The 18,926-nt window shown below is 66.2% G+C and carries 17 protein-coding genes; 13 read left to right on the plus strand and 4 right to left on the minus strand.

Annotation, left to right across the window (positions count from 1 at the left end):
- Nucleotides 1-3 precede the first annotated feature (3 nt).
- The gene (locus tag WIT60_RS03320; RefSeq protein ID WP_339582530.1) at nucleotides 4-2,478 is read left to right on the plus strand and encodes a Lon protease family protein; all 2,475 of its coding nucleotides are present in this window, start codon (nucleotides 4-6) and stop codon (nucleotides 2,476-2,478) included.
- A gap of 303 nt (nucleotides 2,479-2,781) precedes the next feature.
- Nucleotides 2,782-3,018 (plus strand): DUF1289 domain-containing protein, encoded by a 237-nt coding sequence (locus WIT60_RS03325; protein WP_339582531.1) that lies wholly within the window; start codon nucleotides 2,782-2,784, stop codon nucleotides 3,016-3,018.
- On the opposite strand, the gene WIT60_RS03330 is transcribed toward WIT60_RS03325, so the two are convergent.
- A complete protein-coding gene (locus WIT60_RS03330; RefSeq protein ID WP_339582739.1) occupies nucleotides 3,005-4,210 on the minus strand; it encodes a urate hydroxylase PuuD in 1,206 nt (401 codons plus the stop codon). The two genes, WIT60_RS03325 and WIT60_RS03330, sit on opposite strands and share 14 nt — an antisense overlap.
- Before the next feature lie 29 nt (nucleotides 4,211-4,239).
- Nucleotides 4,240-4,656 carry a hydroxyisourate hydrolase gene (uraH, locus tag WIT60_RS03335; RefSeq protein WP_339582532.1) on the minus strand — a complete coding sequence of 139 codons (417 nt, stop codon included), beginning with the start codon at nucleotides 4,654-4,656 and terminating at the stop codon, nucleotides 4,240-4,242.
- Between the two features lie 95 nt (nucleotides 4,657-4,751).
- Between uraH and WIT60_RS03340 the strand changes: the two genes are divergently transcribed.
- The 9 genes from WIT60_RS03340 (at nucleotide 4,752) to WIT60_RS03380 (ending at nucleotide 15,402) form a co-directional block, all read left to right on the plus strand.
- Nucleotides 4,752-5,549: a GntR family transcriptional regulator gene (locus WIT60_RS03340; RefSeq protein WP_339582533.1), complete on the plus strand. Its 798-nt coding sequence runs from the start codon at nucleotides 4,752-4,754 to the stop codon at nucleotides 5,547-5,549.
- 16 nt (nucleotides 5,550-5,565) lie between these two features.
- Nucleotides 5,566-6,504: an allantoinase PuuE gene (gene puuE, locus WIT60_RS03345; protein WP_339582534.1), complete on the plus strand. Its 939-nt coding sequence runs from the start codon at nucleotides 5,566-5,568 to the stop codon at nucleotides 6,502-6,504.
- A 5-nt stretch (nucleotides 6,505-6,509) separates the two neighbouring features.
- Nucleotides 6,510-8,315 carry a 2-oxo-4-hydroxy-4-carboxy-5-ureidoimidazoline decarboxylase gene (gene uraD / locus WIT60_RS03350; protein ID WP_339582535.1) on the plus strand — a complete coding sequence of 602 codons (1,806 nt, stop codon included), beginning with the start codon at nucleotides 6,510-6,512 and terminating at the stop codon, nucleotides 8,313-8,315.
- Nucleotides 8,316-8,317: 2 nt separating this feature from the next.
- Complete coding sequence (locus tag WIT60_RS03355; RefSeq protein WP_339582536.1) at nucleotides 8,318-9,589, plus strand: M20 family metallopeptidase; 1,272 nt, start codon at nucleotides 8,318-8,320, stop codon at nucleotides 9,587-9,589.
- Nucleotides 9,590-9,640: 51 nt separating this feature from the next.
- A complete protein-coding gene (locus WIT60_RS03360; RefSeq protein ID WP_339582537.1) occupies nucleotides 9,641-10,789 on the plus strand; it encodes a GGDEF domain-containing protein in 1,149 nt (382 codons plus the stop codon).
- A gap of 106 nt (nucleotides 10,790-10,895) precedes the next feature.
- Nucleotides 10,896-12,119 carry an MFS transporter gene (locus WIT60_RS03365; RefSeq protein ID WP_339582538.1) on the plus strand — a complete coding sequence of 408 codons (1,224 nt, stop codon included), beginning with the start codon at nucleotides 10,896-10,898 and terminating at the stop codon, nucleotides 12,117-12,119.
- Between the two features lie 11 nt (nucleotides 12,120-12,130).
- Complete coding sequence (trhO, locus tag WIT60_RS03370) at nucleotides 12,131-12,997, plus strand: oxygen-dependent tRNA uridine(34) hydroxylase TrhO (RefSeq protein ID WP_339582539.1); 867 nt, start codon at nucleotides 12,131-12,133, stop codon at nucleotides 12,995-12,997.
- A 91-nt stretch (nucleotides 12,998-13,088) separates the two neighbouring features.
- On the plus strand, nucleotides 13,089-14,480 hold the full coding sequence (gene yjjJ / locus WIT60_RS03375) for a type II toxin-antitoxin system HipA family toxin YjjJ (protein WP_339582540.1): 1,392 nt from the start codon (nucleotides 13,089-13,091) through the stop codon (nucleotides 14,478-14,480).
- Nucleotides 14,461-15,402 (plus strand): pseudouridine synthase, encoded by a 942-nt coding sequence (locus WIT60_RS03380; RefSeq protein WP_339582541.1) that lies wholly within the window; start codon nucleotides 14,461-14,463, stop codon nucleotides 15,400-15,402. The genes yjjJ and WIT60_RS03380 overlap by 20 nt, the downstream gene beginning before the upstream one ends.
- 1 nt (nucleotide 15,403) lies before the next feature.
- Here WIT60_RS03380 and WIT60_RS03385 read toward each other — a convergent pair whose 3' ends face one another.
- Nucleotides 15,404-15,901: a flavodoxin family protein gene (locus WIT60_RS03385; protein ID WP_339582542.1), complete on the minus strand. Its 498-nt coding sequence runs from the start codon at nucleotides 15,899-15,901 to the stop codon at nucleotides 15,404-15,406.
- A gap of 89 nt (nucleotides 15,902-15,990) precedes the next feature.
- On the opposite strand from WIT60_RS03385, the gene WIT60_RS03390 reads away from it, so the two are divergent.
- Nucleotides 15,991-16,782, plus strand: coding sequence for an alpha/beta fold hydrolase (locus tag WIT60_RS03390; protein ID WP_339582543.1), 792 nt, complete (start codon nucleotides 15,991-15,993; stop codon nucleotides 16,780-16,782).
- 86 nt (nucleotides 16,783-16,868) lie between these two features.
- On the opposite strand, the gene asd is transcribed toward WIT60_RS03390, so the two are convergent.
- Nucleotides 16,869-17,714 carry an archaetidylserine decarboxylase gene (gene asd, locus WIT60_RS03395; RefSeq protein WP_339582544.1) on the minus strand — a complete coding sequence of 282 codons (846 nt, stop codon included), beginning with the start codon at nucleotides 17,712-17,714 and terminating at the stop codon, nucleotides 16,869-16,871.
- Between the two features lie 224 nt (nucleotides 17,715-17,938).
- On the opposite strand from asd, the gene WIT60_RS03400 reads away from it, so the two are divergent.
- The gene (locus WIT60_RS03400; protein ID WP_339582740.1) at nucleotides 17,939-18,922 is read left to right on the plus strand and encodes an ABC transporter substrate-binding protein; all 984 of its coding nucleotides are present in this window, start codon (nucleotides 17,939-17,941) and stop codon (nucleotides 18,920-18,922) included.
- The last annotated feature ends 4 nt before the right edge of the window (nucleotides 18,923-18,926 follow it).

Consider the following 18,926-nt stretch of genomic DNA (forward strand, 5'->3'; position numbering starts at 1 on the left):
GCCATGACCTCGGTGACCGCCCTGCCCGCTCTGTCTGCCGCACAACTGCACCACACCTGTGATCCGCAGCAGTTCGACTTTCAGACCACCGCCGAGCTGGAAGACCTGGGAGAGTTGATTGGCCAGATGCGTGCCATGGAAGCGGTTCAGTTTGGCACCGGCATGCGCCACGAGGGCTACAACCTGTTTGTGCAAGGCCCGTCGGGCCTGGGCAAGCGGAGCATGGTGCGGCAATGGCTGGCCCGCCAGGCCCCGACGGAACCCGATCCCCCCGAGTGGTGCTACCTGCACAACTTCAAACAACCGCACAAGCCTCAGGCCCTGAGCCTGCCGCCGGGTCGTGGCGCCGAGTTGCGTGACCAGATGGCCAAGCTGGTGGACTATCTGCGCAGTGCCATTCCGGGTCTGTTCGAAAGCGACGAGTACCGCGCCAAGGCCGAGGCCATCCAACATGCCTTCAGCCAGCGCGAAGAGGCGGCCCTGAAGGCCTTGGGGGATGAGGCCGAAAGCCAGCAGATCTTTCTGCTGCGCACGCCCAGCGGCTTCACCTTCGTGCCCACCCGCAACGGCGAGGTGGTCCCACCCGACGAGTTCAGCAAGCTGCCCGACGATGAAAAACACCACATCGCCACGGCCATCAGCGGCTTGCAAGAGAAACTGGGTAAGATCCTGGAAGAGTTGCCGCGCTGGCGCAAGGAACGCGCCGAACAGCTCAAGCAACTGACACAGGACAACACCCTGCTGACCGTCAAGCACGTCATCGACGACGTGCGCGCCCGCTTCACCGACCTGCCAGCCGTGCTGGCCTACCTGGACGTGGTGCAGCAAGACATGGTCGAGCACGCCGACGACTTCAAGAACCCGGAGGAGACGACCCAGTTGGGCGGCGGGCTGGCCTTCGTGACGCACGAGTCCTTCCACCGCTACCAGGTGAACGTGCTGGTGACGCAGAAAGCGGGGACCGGCGCCCCCGTGGTCACCGAAGACAACCCCACCTACGGCAACCTGATCGGGCGCATCGAACACCTGCAGCAGTTCGGCGCCCTGGTCACCGACTTCACGCTGATCCAGGCCGGTGCCCTGCACCGCGCCAACGGCGGCTACCTGCTGCTGGACGTGCGCAAGCTGCTGATGCAGCCCTTCGCCTGGGAAAGCCTCAAGCGCGCCATGCAGTCGCGCGAGATCCGGCTGGAGTCGCTGGCGCAGATGTACAGCCTGGTGAGCACGGTCTCGCTGGAGCCCGAGCCCATCCCGCTACGCGTGAAGGTCATCCTGTTTGGCGACCGGCTGTTTTACTACCTGCTGCAAGAGTACGACCCTGACTTCAGCGAACTGTTCAAGGTCTCGGCCGATTTCGAAGACCGCATCGAACGCAATGCCGACACCCACATGCTGTACGCCCGCATGGTGGCCACGCTCACGCGCAAGGACAAGCTGCTGCCGTTCGACCGCAGTGCGGTGGCCCGGGTCATTGACTTCAGCGCCCGCATGGTCGAGGACGCCCACCGGCTGAGCACCCACATCGGCCGCGTGGCCGACCTGATGCGCGAGGCCGATTACTGGGCGCGGCATTCTGGCCACGGCACCGTGGCCGCTGCCCATGTGCAACAGGCCATGGACGCCCACATCCGCCGACACGATCGCATCCGCTCCGAACTGCAGGAGGCGATCCAGCGCGACATCATCCTCATCGACACCGAGGGCGCGGTGCAGGGCCAGGTCAATGGGCTGTCGGTGCTGGACATGGGCGACTTTGCGTTCGGCCAGCCCAGCCGCATCACCGCCATCACGCGCATGGGCGAAGGCGAGGTGCTCAACATCGAGCGCGAGGTCAAGCTCTCGGGGGCGCTGCACTCCAAAGGGGTGCTGATCCTGTCGTCCTTCCTGGCCGGACGCTATGCCCGCAACCAGCCCTTGTCTCTGTCGGCCAGCTTGGTGTTCGAGCAGTCTTATGGGCATATGGACGGCGACAGCGCCTCCCTGGCCGAAACGTGCGCCCTGCTGTCCGACCTGGCTGCCGCGCCGATCAAGCAGTCGCTGGCGGTGACCGGCTCGATCAACCAGTTGGGGCAGGTGCAGGCGATTGGCGGTGTGAACGAAAAGATCGAGGGCTTTTTTGATACCTGTGCCGCCCGTGGCCTGACCGGTGAGCAAGGCGTGCTGATCCCCGCGTCCAATGTGCAGCATTTGATGCTGCGCCACGATGTGGTGGCCGCGGTGGCGGCCGGTCGCTTCCATGTCTGGGCTGTGGAGAACGTGGACCAGGCCGCCAGCTTGCTCACAGGCGTGCCAGCCGGTGCGCCGGATGCGCAAGGCGAGTACCCCGAGGGGACCCTCAACCAGCGCGTGATGGCACGCCTGAAGGCGTTGACCGAACTGTGGGAAGAGAAAGATGAGGCGGAAGATGGTGAGGCCAGTGACGGCCCACACCACAAGTCCAAGACCAAGGATGCAGACCGAGAGGAAAGGCAGCCCTGACTTATCCCCGCTTCCTGTGGACAACCTTGTTGGCAAGCTTGGGGTTTCAAGGTCCGCCCTAGAGGAGGACCTTGGATTGCCTCAAAATAAGGCAAATCCGTGACGAGTTCCGCTTTTCGGACACATCCCCAAGTCGCCCCTCTGGATGTATCTGTTTGTGACGTGTAGGATTGAGGTGTCTCAGCAATGAGACCCGGCTTTTTCCTCCCTGAGCCGGTGTGCAGCACAATCTTGTTTTCTGCACATTCGCCCGCTCGTCTGCAGATGAGTGGGCTTTCTTTTTTCTGAGCTGCCTTCCCTCCCGTGTCTGCCCTGCCTCCGACCACGCCTGCCGAAGATCCCCCCAGCCCCTGCCAGAAGCAATGCAAGGTTGTTGAACTGCCGCTGGATGACAGCGATGCCCTCACCCGGTTGTGCGGCGGCTGCGGGCGCACCATCGACGACATCCGCTCCTGGAAAGGCATGAGCGCCCAAGCCAAGCGGGTATCGATTCAGGCTGCGGCGGCTCGGCGGCAGTGGCTCAGCATCACAGGGACGTGAACCAGCGCGCCAACACCGCGCGCTCGGCATCGGTGATCTGCGTGGCGTTGTTCAACGGCATGGCCTTGAGCACCACCGCCTGCTGGTAAACGGCTTGCGCGTGCTGGGTCAGCGCCTCGGGACTGTCCAGACGCACACCCTTGCTGGCGAGTTGAGCGTTGTGACACATCAGACAACGCTGCTGCACCACGGTCTGCACCTGGGCCAGGCGCTGAGCAGGTGTCTCCACGGCCGCAGCGGGCACCACACTTGAAGACGCCGTGGGAGATGGCGCCAGCCACACCGCCACACCCAGCAAGATGGCCACGCTGGCCACCGCCCAGCCCCACGGGGCACGCTTTCCGGCCATTTCCGTCTTGTGGCGCGCCACAAAGAACTGACGGATCAAGGCCCCGGCCAGCATGATCAGCGCCAGCACCAGCCAGTTGTGATCATGGCTGTAAGCCCAGCCGTAGTGGTTGCTCAGCATCGCAAACAGCACCGGCAGCGTGAAGTACGTGTTGTGCACACTGCGCTGCTTGCCACGCTGGCCGTGCACCGGGTCCACCGGCTGGCCGGCCTGCATGGCGGCCACCACCTTGCGCTGCCCCGGAATGATCCAGAAGAACACATTGGCGCTCATGGCCGTGGCCACCATGGCCCCCACCAGCAAGAAGGCAGCTCGCCCGGCAAACAGCTGGCAGGCCAGCCAGCTGGCGCCCACGATCACGACGGCCACCAGCGCCCCCAGCAGGCGCTCACTGCCCGGGCGTCGGCCCACCGTGCGACACAGCACGTCGTAGATCAGCCAGAACCCCACCAGAAAGCCCACCGCCGTGTGGGCCGCCGCCACGGGCGACCAGTCAAAACGGCTCTTGTCGATCAGGAAGGTGCCGGCGTTGAACAGGTACATCACCGTGAACAGGGCAAAGCCCGTGAGCCAGGTGGAGTAGCTCTCCCAATAGAACCAGTGCAGGTGCTTGGGCAGCGCCTTTGGGGCGCCCAGATACTTCTGCGGGTTGTAAAAACCGCCACCGTGCACGGCCCACAGCTCGCCACTCACGCCCTGCTCTTTCAGCTTGGGGTCGGTGGGCGGGGTCAGGTGGTTGTCCAGCCAGACAAAGTAAAACGAGGCACCGGCCCATGCGATCGCCACGATCACATGCGTCCAGCGCAGCAGCAGGTTGACCCAATCGAGGGCGTAGGTCAGCAAGGGGCTGGCTTCGAGCATGTCGGTCTCTTTCAGCTGCCGCGGTAGGTGGAATAGGCCCAGGGGCTGACCAGCAAGGGCACGTGATAGTGGGCGTGTGCATCAGCCAAGCCAAACTCCAACGGTACCTGACTCAGAAAAGCCGGCGTGGGCAAGGCCACGCCCTTGGCACGGAAATAGCGTTCCACCTCGAACACCAGGCGGTACACGCCCGGACGCAAGTCCGCGCCGGCCAGCATGGGGCCGTCGACCCGGCCATCGGCATTGGTCACCACCTCGCGCAGCAAACGCCAGGTGGAGCTGCCTACGCCGTCCGGTGCGTCGTCGCGCATATACAAGGCGATGGCCATGCCGGCGGCGGGGGCACCATGCACGGTGTCGAGCACATGGGTGGTCAGGCGCCCGCTGGTGGGCGCTGTGGAGGGTTCAAGCGTGGTGGACGAGGTCATGATGGGGCAAGGATGAAACCCTGTGCGACAGGAATGGCCAGTGCGGCATCGACATCTTGCACAGCATTTGCAAAACTGTATACACTTTAACCATGATGAGTGACGCACGCAAGCCACCTGATGCACCTGTCGTGCCAACACGCCGGGCGCCCAAACAGCGCAAGGTCGATGTGGACGCCATCCCGACCGATGTGGTCGCGGACACGGCCGAGCATCTGGATGCCGACACCTCCAGCACCGAGCAGATCGTGCTGTCGGTGACGCGCGCCATCGTCGAGCACCGCTTGCAGCCCGGCACCAAGCTGGTCGAGCAAAAGCTGGGTGACCGTTTCGGGGTGTCACGCACCATCGTGAGGCAGGCGCTGTACCGCCTGTCCGAGTTGAAGTTGGTCAAGCTTGAGCCCGCACGGGGTGCCTTCGTCGCCGCGCCCTCCATCCAGGAAGCGCGCGAGGTCTTCGCCGTGCGCCGCATGGTCGAGTCGCAGATGCTGCGTGAATTGATTGCCCGCATCACCGAGGCCGACCTGCGTGAACTCCACGCCCACATCCAGGCCGAACGCGAGGCCGTGCAACGCATCGACGTGCCCACGCGCACCAAGCTGCTGTTTGACTTCCACGTCAAGCTCGCACACGTCCTGGGCAACCAGGTGTTGACCGACCTGATGCAGGAGCTGGTGTCGCGCTGCTCGCTGATCTCGCTGATGTACCAATCGGCCGACGACGCCGAAACCTCGAACGCCGAACACGTGGACATCCTCCAGGCCATCGAAGCCCGCGATGCCGACCGCGCCGTGCAGCTGCTGCACGAGCACCTGGCCACCGTGGAACGCCAGCTGACCGAGCACCCGCGCACAGCGGCCTCACCCGTGCGAGCCAAAACCACACCGACCTGACGCCATGAACCCGGCCATGACCGACGCCCCCTACCCCCGCGACCTGATCGGCTACGGCCGCACGCCGCCCCATGCGCAGTGGCCGAACGGCGCCCGCATCGCCGTGCAGTTCGTGCTCAACTACGAAGAAGGCGGCGAGAACTGCGTGCTGCATGGCGATGCCGGCAGCGAACAGTTCCTCAGCGAAATGGCCAACCCGCCCGCCTTCGCCGACCGGCACCTGAGCATGGAGTCGATCTACGAATACGGCTCGCGCGTGGGCGTGTGGCGCATCCTGCGCGAGTTTGAGAAACGCGGCTGGCCCCTGACGGTGTTTGGCGTGAGCATGGCCCTGCAACGCCACCCCGAACTCACCCGAGCCTTCGTCGAGCTGGGCCACGAAATCGCCTGCCATGGTTGGCGCTGGATCCACTACCAGCAGTTCGACGAGGCGACCGAGCGCGAGCACATGCGCATCGGCATGCAGATCATCGAAGAGCTGACCGGCCAGCGCCCCCTGGGGTGGTACACCGGCCGCGACAGCCCCAACACGCGCCGCCTGGTGGCCGACGATGGCGGCTTCGTGTACGACAGCGACTACTACGGCGATGACCTGCCGTTCTGGACCACTGTGCAGCGTACCGACGGCCAGACCGTCCCCCACCTCATCGTGCCCTACACGCTGGACGTCAACGACATGCGCTTTGCGCTACCCCAGGGCTATGCCCAGGGTGAAGACTTCTTCACCTACCTGAAAGACACCTTCGACCTGCTCTATGCCGAAGGCGACCCCGAAGGTGACAACGCCCCCAAGATGATGAGCGTGGGCATGCACTGCCGCCTGCTCGGCCGCCCCGGGCGCTTCCGCGCCTTCCAACGCTTCCTGGACCACGTGGCCCGCCACGAACACGTCTGGGTGTGCCGCCGCATCGACATCGCCCGGCACTGGCAAGCCGTTCACCCCTACCAAGCCTGACACCCATGCTGGTCATCCCCAACCTCACGCTGGCCCAGCTCAACGCCGCCGACCAGCCCGCCTTCACCGCCCTGCTGGACGGCATCTACGAGCATTCGCCCTGGATTGCCGAAGCCGCCTGGGCACAGCGGCCCTTTCAAAGCCTGGCGCACCTGAAACACGCCCTGGCGCAGACCGTGCGCGAAGCCAGCGTCGACCAACAGCTCGACCTGATCCGTGCCCACCCGGAGCTGGCCGGCAAAGCCGCGGTGGCGGGTCAGCTCACCGCCGAATCCACGAACGAGCAAAGCCAGGCCGGGCTCACGCACTGCACCCCCGCTGAGTTTGCCCGCCTGCAACAGCTCAACGCCGAGTACAACGCGCGGTTTGGCTGGCCCTTCATCCTGGCCGTCCGCGGCCCCCGTGGCACTGGCTTGAGTCGCACCCAGATCATCGCCACCTTCGCGCGCCGCCTGCAGGCCCAGCCCGATGCCGAGCGCGCCGAATGCCTGCGCCAAATTCACCGCATCGCCGAAATCCGCCTGAACGACAAGTTCGGCGTGCTGCCGGCCGAGGGCAACCAGATCCTCGACTGGGCCGACGCCCTGGCCGCACACACCGAAGGCCAAGGCAGCAATGGTGTGGATGAGCGCCCGCCCCTGACCCTCACCTACCTCACGCCTGCCCACCAATCGGCCGCCACACAGTTGCAGATCTGGATGCGCGCCTGTGGCTTTGACGAGGTCAAGCTCGATGCGGTCGGCAATGTCGTGGGCGTGTACCACGGCAGCGAACCCACGGCCGCCCGGCTGCTCACGGGCTCACACTACGACACCGTGCGCAACGGCGGCCGTTACGACGGTCGCCTGGGCATCCTCGTGCCCATGATGTGCGTGCAAAGCCTGTCCCGTGCAGGCCGCCGCCTGCGCTACGGCATCGAAGTGGTCGCCTTTGCCGAAGAAGAAGGCCAGCGCTTCCCTGCCACCTTCCTGGGCTCCAGTGCCCTGGTGGGCGACTTCCAACCCGGCTGGCTGGACCTGGTCGATGCCAAGGGCATCAGCCTGCGCCAAGCCATGAAAGACGCCGGCCTGAGCGCCAAGATGGACGACATCGCGGCCCTCAAGCGCGACCCGGCCCGCTACCTGGGCTACGTTGAAGTCCACATCGAACAAGGCCCCGTGCTCAATGCGCGCGACCTGCCGCTGGGCATCGTCACCGGCATCAATGGCAGCGCCCGCTTCAGCGGCGAAGTCACCGGCGTGGCCTGCCATGCGGGGACCACGCCCATGGCGATGCGCCAGGACGCCGCCCTCGCGGTGGCCGAGATCGCGCTGTACACCGAGCGCCGCGCCCTGCAGGACCAAGACTCGCCGCACGGCCCCTCCGTGGGTACCGTGGGGGTGATGCAGGTGACCCAAGGCTCGGTCAACGTGGTCCCAGGTCGCTGCCAGTTCACCCTCGACCTGCGCGCGCCCACCAACCGTCAGCGTGACGAACTGGTGGAAGACGTGGACGCCTTTGTCTACACCGTCGCACGCCGCCGAGGGGTGGAGATCGAGCTCATCCAGAACCTGCAGGCTTCGGCCGCCCCCTCGGACCCCGCATGGCGAGCCCGCTGGGAAGCCGCCGTGACCAGCCTGGGCCTGCCCGTGTTCCACCTGCCCAGCGGCGCCGGCCACGATGCCATGAAGCTGCACCAGGTGATGCCGCAGGCCATGCTCTTTGTGCGCGGCGGGCATGACGGCATCAGCCACAACCCGCTGGAAACCATCACCAACGACGACGCCCAACTCTGTGTGGACGCCTTCATGCACCTGCTCGACGCAATCTGACCATGGCCATGCAACCCGCCTCCGGCACCCTTGATGCCGCCTATGCCGCACTCGACCAATGGATCGACGCCCACTTCGAAGAAGAAGTGCGCTTTCTGCAAGCGCTGGTGCAGGTGCCCACCGACACCCCGCCTGGCAACAACGCACCGCACGCCGAGCGCACCGCCGAGCTGCTGTCCACCTTTGGCTGGCAGGCCGAAAAGCACGCCGTGCCCAGCGAACAGGTCCACGCCTACGGCCTGCAAAGCCTCACCAACCTGATCGTGCGGCGGCGCCTGGGCGAAGGCGGGCGCACCGTGGCCCTGAACGCCCACGGCGATGTGGTCCCCCCCGGTGAAGGCTGGACCCACGCACCCTATGGTGGCGAAGTGGTCGATGGCAAGCTCTACGGGCGGGCTGCCGCCGTCAGCAAGAGCGACTTCGCCACCTACAGCTTTGCCCTGCGTGCGCTCGAAGCCCTGCAACAAGGCCCGGACGCCCCCGCGCTGACCGGCGCGGTCGAGTTGCACTTCACCTACGACGAAGAATTCGGCGGCGAACTGGGCCCCGGCTGGCTGCTCAGCCAAGGCCTGACGAAACCCGATCTGCTGATCGCGGCCGGTTTCAGCTACGAAGTGGTCACCGCCCACAACGGCTGCCTACAGATGGAAGTCACCGTGCACGGCCAGATGGCGCACGCCGCCATCCCGCACACCGGGGTCGATGCCTTGCAAGGTGCCGTCGCGATCCTCAACGCGCTGTATGCCCAGAACATACGCTACCAGGGCATCACCTCGCAGGTGCCGGGCATCACCCACCCCTACCTGAACGTGGGCCGCATCGAAGGCGGCACCAACACCAACGTCGTGCCCGGCAAGGTCGTCCTCAAGCTCGACCGCCGCATGATCCCGGAAGAGAACCCCACCGAGGTCGAAGCCGACATCCGCCGCGTCATCACCGAAGCCGCGGCCAACGTGCCTGGCATCCGCATCGACATCAAACGGCTGTTGCTGGCTCACTCGCTGCAACCCCTGCCCGGCAACGCGCCCTTGGTGCAGGCCATCCAGAAGCATGGGGAAGCGGTGTTCGGCCAAGCCATCCCCACCTGCGGCACCCCGCTCTACACCGACGTGCGCCTGTACTGCGCCCAGGGCATCCCCGCCGTGATCTACGGTGCCGGCCCCCGCACCGTGTTCGAGTCCAACGCCAAACGGGCCGACGAACACCTGGTGCTGGACGACCTGCGCAAGGCCACCAAGGTGGTGGCACGCACGCTGCTCGACCTCCTGCGCTGACCGCAGGCCGCTGCCCCCACAAGCCCAGGTCAGTTCGCTACACTGGGGGACATGCCTTTGCACACCCCCAGCCTGGCCGCCGCCGCTGCCCTGATCGCGCTGATTTGGGCTCTGGGCACCTTGCTGGCCTGTTTGCGCCCCCGGCGCGACGCCTTGCCCGGTGCCGCCTTGGGCCTGCTGTCCAGCGCCATCGCGTTCGGGTGCGCGGCGCTGGTGAGCACCGGGCCAGACTGGTCGGTGGACGTGGCCGCCCCGGTGGCCCAGGCCACGGCCTTGTCGCTCTGCACCTGGGGCCTGCTTCGCCTGCACGCCCGTGTCGCCCCCTGGCAGAACCTGACCGTCATGCCCGCCTTGATGGGCGTGCTCATGGTGTTCCTGGCCGATCTGCCCACGGCACGCGCCCTGTCGCTCGATGGGGTGCTCATCGTGCAATGCCTGGTCCTGCTGATCTGGGCCCAGCGCCTGGCCACGCCGGACAGTCGCCTGCACCGGGTGCTGATGCTGGGCACCTCCCTGGGGATGCTGGCCCATCTGCTGCACGGCTGGCTGGTCCTGCAAGGCATCGTCCCCACGACCGAGCCCCTGAGCCTCACCTGGGACGAACGTTTGCGCCTGTTCGCCGATTGGGTGCTGGCCTTCCTTCCCCCGCTGGCCTTGCTGCTGATGTCTCGTGAAGACCGCGACCTGGCACTGCAAAGCCAGGCCTTGCGCGACCCGAACACCGGCATCGCCAACCACACGGCCATGGTCGAACGCTGCGCCGCCGAGGTGGATCACGCCCGCCGATCCGGCTCCCCGCTGGGCATCGCCCTCATCGAAATCGACCAGCTGGCCGCCCTGCAATCCCAGCACGGACGGGAAGCCGCCGAACAGGCCATGCAGCACACCGCCGCCCACCTCGCGCAACGCATCCGTCGCTCCGACAGCCTGGGGCACCACGGCGCGCACACCTTCCTGCTCCTCCTGCCCAACACCCCGACGCCCGGTGCGCGTCAGGTCTTGCATGCCTTGCGCGAGTCCATGCTGGACGCCCCTGCACCGGCGGATGGCGCCGATGTCTTGCCCGTGAGCATCAGCGTGGGCTTGTGGTGTGGCGTGCCCAACTTGCGCGATGAGCCCGATGAGTTGATCGCCCGTGCACGCGGCGCCTTGCAAGCCGCCCAAGAAGCCGGCACGAACCACCTGCGTGTGGCCACGTAAGGTCCGCGTGAGCGCAACAGCGCGAGGCCCTACACCCTGACGCGTTGTACGGTGTCATTGACGACATGCCCAAGCTGGCCGTGAGCCCGGCACAATGTCGTCCGTCATGCCTTCTGCCATCCAACGCGGCACCCCGGCCTTTCTGCGCGCCAACCTGGCGCTGTTCCTCGCCGGCTTCGCCACCTTCTCGCTGCTGTACTGCGTCCAGCCCCTGCTGCCTGCCTTCGCCAGGACCTTCCAGGTCAGCCCGGCTGAAAGTTCGCTGGCCATGTCCTTGTCCACCAGCCTGCTGGCCTTTGCGATCCTGGTCGCGGCCATCATCTCGTCGAGCGTCAAACGCCGGCTGCTGATGGGCACGTCGATGGTGCTGGCCTCGGTGCTCAACATCGTGGCGGGCCTCGTGCCCGACTGGCACACGCTGCTGGCCTCACGCGCCCTGACCGGCCTGGTGCTGGGCGGCGTCCCCGCGGTGGCCATGGCTTACCTGGCCGAAGAAATCGACCACCGTGGCCTGGGCATGGCCATGGGGCTGTATGTGGCCGGCACCGGCGTTGGGGGGCTGTTCGGACGGGTGGCAGCCGCCGGCCTCAGTGAGTACTTTGACTGGCACGCGGCCATGCTGGTGCTCGGCATCGTCAACCTGCTGACTGCCGTGGGCTTCATCGCCCTGCTGCCCAGTTCGCGCAACTTCACGCCGCGCCCGCCTCAGGGCCTGCGCCATCACCTCGGACTGTGGGGCGCCCACCTGCGCCAACCTGGTCTGCCCCGCCTCTTCCTCATGAGCTTCACGGTGATGGGCTGCTTCGTCACCATCTACAACTACGTGGGCTTTCACCTCATGGAGGCGCCCTATCTGCTCAGCCAGACGCAGATCGGCATCATCTTCATGGCCAACATCTTTGGCATCGTGTCCTCGTCCATCGCTGGCGGACTGGCCGACCGCCACGGCCGCGCACCGGTGCTCATCGTCGGCATCGTCTGCATGCTTCTAGGCCTGGCCTTGAGCCTGCACGCGAATCTGGCTGTGCTGCTGCTGGGCGTGGTGGTGTTAACGGCCGGCTTCTTCATTGCGCATGCCGTGGCCAGCGCCTGGGTCGGGCGGCTGGCGCAAGGTGCCAAGGGACACGCCTCGTCGCTGTACCTGCTCACCTATTACATCGGCTCCAGCACCATGGGCTCGGTGGGCGGCTGGTTCTGGGAGTACGGCCATTGGCCCGGCGTGGCCGCCCTGGGTGGGGCGTTGATGCTCTTGGCGCTGGCCGTGGCGATCAGCCTGCGGCCCCTGGACCGCAAAGGCCCGCCGCCCAGCGCAGCCCCGCACACGCCCTGATAATCGCGCCCATGCCCGACACGCCTGCCGAAGCCCTCGTTCACACCTCCTTCTACCAGTTCGCCGACCTGCCCGACCCCGATGCGGTGGTCGCCATCGTGCGTGAATTGGTCGAGCCCTTGACGGGCAGCGTGCTGGTCGCGCGGGAAGGCATCAGCGGCGCCCTGGCCGCCCCGGCAGACCGCATCGCCGCGTTCGAACACGCCCTGCGCACCGACCCGCGCCTGGACGGCCACTTTCAGCACATCACCTTCAAGCACAGCGCCTGCGACACGCCACCTTTCTGGAAAGTGCGCGTGCACAAGAAGGACGAGATCGTGGCCCTGGGCGTACCGGGCGTCACCGGGGTTGCGCCCAACCCCGACCGCAGCCGCCACCTCAGCCCTCAGGCCTGGCGCGAACTGATGGCGCAGGACAACGTCGTCGTCATCGACAACCGCAACAGCTTCGAATACCGCCTGGGCCGCTTTCGCGATGCCATCGACCCTCAGGTCGACAACTTCCGCGACTTCCCCAGCTATGTGCAGGCCCACGCCGAGCAGTGGAAGGCCGAAGGCAAGAAGGTCGCCATGTACTGCACCGGCGGCATCCGCTGCGAGAAAACCGGCATGTGGATGGAGAACCTGGGCCTGGACGTGTACCAGCTGGACGGCGGCATCCTCAACTTCTTCCAGTCCCTGCCCGACGCCGACCGCGACTGGCAAGGCGAGTGCTTCGTGTTCGACAACCGCATCGCCATCGACACGAAACTGCGGGAAACGCCCACCACCGCCGACGAGGTCTACAACGACAGCCCAGACGAAGCCTGGCGACTGGAACGAGCGCATCGACTGGATTCGGTCAATCCGAAGTCGATCAGAAAGATCTCAACAAAGTAAAGCAAATCCTCACAAGTGATTGATTTGATTGAACAAGAAGACGTAGAATCTTCTCAATGATCATTTCAACCATTACCTGACGGCGCCGGCCATGCCTCCCCCACTGCAAGCGGCACGCGATCAACTGCTCAGCGTCCTCGGCCGACACCCCGGCATCAGCGCGCCCGACCTGGCTGCGAAGTTGGGCGTAAGTGTGCCCACCTTGCACCGGGTCCTGCTGACATACGCCTCGCACATCGTGAGCGCTGGCAAGGCCCGTCGCACCCGCTACGCCCTGCGTCGCCCCTTGCGCGGCGACCTGCAAGATCTGCCGCTGTACGAGGTCAACTATGCCGGCCGCATCGAGCAAATCGGCACCCTGGCCGCCCTGCACCCCCAAGGCAGCTGCCTGCACCTGAACCTGCCGGCCGGTCACCCGCCCTGGCCCCTGCCCGACGAGGCCCGCGACGGCTGGTGGGACGGCCTGCCCTACCCGCTCTACGACATGCGCCCTCAGGGCTACATGGGCCGCCAGTTCGCGCGTGCCGAGCACCGCCACCTGGGTGTGCCCGCCGCGCCCAACGAATGGAGTGACGACGACATCCTCCATGTGCTGCGCCAACGCGGCCACGACCTCAGCGGCAACCTGATCCTGGGTGAGACGGCCTGCGCGCTGTGGCAGCAGGCCCATCAAGACATCACCGCACCTTTGGACGAAGACGCCATCGGGCCCAGCTATGCACAGCTGGCCGAAGACGCCCTCGCCAGTGGCGTGGCCGGCTCCAGCGCGGCCGGTGAGTTCCCGAAATTCGCCGCACGCCGCACCCTGCCGTGCAGCCTCACGCCGCACGTGCTGGTGAAGTTCTCGGGCGCCGACACCTCGCCCGCCGTCACCCGCTGGTCTGATTTGCTGGTGTGCGAGCACCTCGCCCTCGCCCAAGCAGCCACGTTGCCCGGCCTGCACAGCGCACGCAGCCGCATCGTGCAACACGCCGGTCGCACCTTCCTGGAACTAGAACGCTTCGATCGCCACGGCGAATGGGGCCGCAGCCGCCTGAGCAGCCTCGACTGCCTGCAAGGCGCTCTCCTGGGCGAACGCAGCACGGAATGGCCCGTGCTCGCCGCTCGCCTCGTGGCGCTCAAGCTCCTGTCCCAACAAGACGCCGAGCGCATCACCGTGCTGTGGTGGTTCGGCCGTCTGATCGGCAACACCGACATGCACCTGGGCAACCTCAGCTTTGTGCCCGGCCCCACGCTGCAACTGGCGCCCGCCTACGACATGTTGCCCATGATGTATGCCCCCTTGCCCGGCGGCGAGGTGCCCCCGCGTATTTATCAACCTGAGTGGCCCCTGCCTCATCAGCGCGCGCACTGGCAAACCGCCTGTGTGGCCGCGCTGGCCTTCTGGCGCAGCGCCGCGGCAGACCCACGCATCAGCCCCCCGTTCCGCGAACAGTGCGACGCCAACGCGCACACCCTTGAGCATGTCGCGCCCCAAGTCTGACTACACCCCGCCCACGCGAAACGGTGTCAGCCCCAGCACCGTGGCGCTGCCCAGTGGCCCTTGGGCCACAGTGCTTGACTTCCTGAGCGAGCGCATCCCGGCCGTTTCTCGCGCAGACTGGGCTCAGCGCATGAGCCAGGGTGAGGTGCTCGACCTGCAGGGCCAGCCCGTACCCCCCGACACACCTTACCGCCCGCAGACCAAGCTCTACTACTGGCGCGCCCTGCCCTTCGAGCACCCGGTGCCGTTCGACGAAACCGTGGTGTTCCAGGACGACTTCCTGGTCATCGCCGACAAGCCGCACTTCCTGCCTGTCACGCCCAAGGGCCGTTACCTGCAAGAAACGCTGCTGGTGCGCCTGAAACGCAAGCTGGGCATCGACACCCTGGTGCCCATGCACCGCATTGACCGCGAAACCGCGGGTCTGGTCGCCTTCACCATCCAGCCCCACACCCGCCACGCCTACCAGGCCCTGTTCCGCGACAAGGCCGTGCGCAAGACCTACGAGGCCATCGCCCCCTGGCGCGCCGACCTGAACCTGCCCCTCGTCTACCGCAGCCGCCTGGCCGAGAGCGAACGCTTCATGGCCATGCACGAGGTCGAGGGCGAGCCCAACGCCGAAACCACCATCGAGCTGATCGAAGCACGGGGCTGCTGGGCGCACTACCGCCTGCTGCCCGTCACCGGCCAGAAACACCAGTTGCGCGCCCACCTGAACGCGCTCGGCATCCCCATCCTGCACGACCAGATCTACCCGGAACTGCAGCCCGCCTTGCCACCCGAGGTGCCGCCCGACTTCAGCCGCCCGTTGCAACTGCTGGCCCGCACCCTGACCTTCACCGACCCCATCACCGGGCAGGAACGCGTCTTTGAAAGCCCCCGCCGCCTGAGCCTGGACATCGTCGACACGCTGTCCGACTGATTCAGAACACCCCCAGCGCCAGCCCGGCCGCCATCGCCTCACCCAGCGCCCGGCAGCGTTCCAGCTCCTCGGGCGCAATCTGCTTGGGCGCCAGAATGGCCTCCGGCGTCTGCGCATGCGTGCACACAATCACTGGCGCGGCCACTGCCTTCAACCGCCAGCCCGTGGCAATGCGCTCAATCTGACGCGCCGCGTTGTGCCCGTCACTGCCCGCACAGATCAGGCTGGCATACGGCCGGCCATTGACCCGATCGAGCACCGGGTAGTAACTGCGGTCAAAAAAATCCTTCAACTGCCCGCTGATGGCCGCCAGGTTCTCCGGCGTCGCGAACACCAGCCCGTCGGCCGCCAGCACATCGCCCGGTCCCGCCTGCGACGCATGCAGCATCCGCACCGCCACCTCGGCCTCCGCGGCCGCACCCGCGCGCGCCGCCTCGGCCATCTGGCGGGTGCCATCGGTCAGCGAGTGGTACACGATCAACAAGGTCTTCACAGACATGGCGGGCAGCAGGGCTTGGCTACAGGCAGGTTCACAGCATAGACTCAAAGACTCAGATTCGCCATTTCGCCCCCGATCGCCCCTGCCCCATGCCACTGTCCGACCATTACCAGCTCACCGGCTCCGGCTCGCCCATCGTCTTCGTGCACGGCTCCTACGCCACCACGTCCACCTGGAAGAAGATGATCGAGCAGCTGTCGGCCCGCCACACCTGCATTGCCATCAAGCTGCCCGGACACTGCGGCACGCCCGATCCACAGGACTTCGACGCGCCCACCATCGAGACCGAGCTGGGCCTCATCGAAGACGTGGTGCGCTCACTGACCGACGAGCCCATTCACCTCGTCGGCCACTCCTACGGCGGCGTGGTGGCCCTGTCCCAGGCCCTCAAAGGCTCCCTGCCCATCCATGAGCTGACCTTGTTCGAACCCGTCGCCACCTGGGTGCTGGAAACCATGGGCGACGCCGACATGCAGGCCCAGGTCGATGCCTTCCTGCAGCGCTACCGACAGGACGCCGCCAACCAGGTGCCCTACGCCTGTGGCCAGGTCATCGACTTCTGGGGCGGCGGCAACGAGTTCGAGGCCCTGCCCGCCTTCGTCAAAGACATGATGGCGCCGCTCACCACCAACAACCTGCGCCACTGGGACCTGTGCACCCAGATCCGCCACACGCGCGACGAACTGGCGCAGCTGGAGATCCCCACCCGCATCGTCTGCGGCACGCGCTCCAACGAGGTGGCCCACGCCATCGCCAACCACCTCGACAGCGAACTGCCCATCAGCAGCCGCTACGACATCGAAGATGCCAGCCACGCCATGGTCAACAGTCACCCGGAAGACTGCCTCTTCATTCTGCAGGACCCGGTCGAAGTCTACTGAGGCAAAGACGGAGGCAGCCGTAGAGGCGGCCTCACGCCTGCACCGCAGGAACCTCGCGCCCCTCGGTGCCACAGAGGCTGCCCCAATCAGCCGCGCTGCGCCATCGCCTCACCCATGCGGATCGCACCAGCCGGCGCCCACGCGGGGTTGAAGCGCAAATCGCCCTTGGGGAAGAGCATCACCACCGTAGAGCCCAGCAGGAAGCGCCCCATCTCTTCGCCCTTCTTCAGGACGATCTGCTGGTCGTCGTAGCGCCACTCGCGCACCTGCTTGCTGCGCGGCGGGTTCACCACGCCGTGCCATACCGTGGCCATGCTGCCCACGATGGTCGCGCCCACCAGGGTCAGCACAAACGGGCCTTGTTCCGACTCGAACACGCACACCACCCGCTCGTTGCGCGCGAACAGGCCAGGCACGCCCCGGGCCGTCGCAGGGTTCACCGAGAACAGATCGCCCGGCACATAAATCATGCGCGTCAGGCGCCCGTCACAGGGCATGTGGATGCGGTGATAGTCCTTCGGACTCAGGTACAGCGTCGCAAAGTGCCCGTCTTCAAAGCGCTGGGCCAGTTGCGCGTCGCCGCCCACCAGCGTGGTGGTCGAGTAATCGTGCCCCTTGGCCTGGAAGATCTGGTCACGGCGAATCGGCCCGAACTGGCTGATGGCCCCATCCACCGGGCTGATCAAGTCGGCATCCGACAGAGGGCGAGCACCCGGCTTCAAAGGCCGTGAGAAGAACTCGTTGAACGTGGGGTACGCAGCAATGTCCGGGTTGGCCGCCTCGGCCATGTTCACGCCATAGCGGCCCACGAACCAGCGGATGAAACGCGTGGTCAGCGCACCACCGCGCGCCGAGGCGCCCACACCCGCCAAAGCGGTCAAGGCCTGCTTGGGCAGCACGTACTGAGACAAGACAAAAAGACGATCCGACACGCGTCCACCCCGTTCAAACAACAAGGGTCGCATTCTAGGCGGCCCGCACCCCTCTCACGACGACAGCCCAGAGCCGATCCCCCTGAAATGGACTGGCACGAATCTCGCTGACAGGACTGTATACAGTTTTGTCACTCGCTGGAGTCCGCCCCATGACCGTCTCGTCCCGCCCCCGTCGCACCCTGCTCGCCACCGTGGCCTCTGCGGCCGCACTCAGCTGGGGCATGAGCCTCCCCACCACGGTGCACGCCCAAACGCCCATCAAGTTCCAGCTCGACTGGCGCTTCGAAGGCCCCTCGGCCCTGTTCCTGCAGCCTGTGGCCAAGGGCTACTTCAAACAAGCCGGCCTGGACGTGACCGTGGACGCCGGCAACGGCTCGGGCGGCACCGTCACCCGCGTCGCCTCGGGCTCCTACGACCTGGGCCTGGCCGACATCGCCGCCCTGATGGAGTTCCACGCCAACAACCCCGACGCGCCCAACAAGCCCGTGGCCATCATGATGGTCTACAACAACACGCCGGCCGCCGTGTTCGCCCTCAAGAAGTCCGGCATCCAGACACCGGCAGACCTGGCCGGCAAGAAGCTGGGTGCCCCCGTGTTCGATGCCGGTCGCAAAGCCTGGCCCATCTTCGCCAAGGCCAACAAGGTCAGCGGCGCCACCTGGGTCAGCATGGACCCACCGCTGCGCGAAACCATGCTCGTGCGTGGTGACGTCGACGCCATCACCGGCTTCTCCTTCACCAGCCTGCTCAACCTCGAAGCGCGTGGCGCCAAGGCCGGCGACATCGTCATGTTCCCCTACGCCCTGCACGGCGTGAAGCTGTACGGCAACGCCATCATCGCCTCGCCCAAAATCCTCAAGGAGAACCCCGCCGCCGTCAAAGCCTTCCTCAAGGCCTTCGCCAAGGGCACCAAGGAAGTCCTGGCCAACCCCGACGCCGCGATCGAGCACGTCAAGGCCCGCGACGGCATCATCAACGTCGAGCTGGAAAAGCGCCGCCTGAAGATGGCCATCGAGCAGGTCATCGCCAGCCCCGATGCGCGCGCCGAAGGCTTCGGTCAGGTCAAGCTGCCCCGCCTGGCTCTGATGGCCTCGCAGGTGGGTGACGCCTTCGCCACCAAGACCCGCGTCAACGCCGACGCCGTCTGGACCTCGGCCTACCTGCCCTCGGCCGCCGAACTCAACGTCCTGCCCCCCAAGAAGTAAACCC

The organism is Aquabacterium sp. G14, from assembly GCF_037482285.1.
GTDB lineage: Bacteria > Pseudomonadota > Gammaproteobacteria > Burkholderiales > Burkholderiaceae_C > Aquabacterium.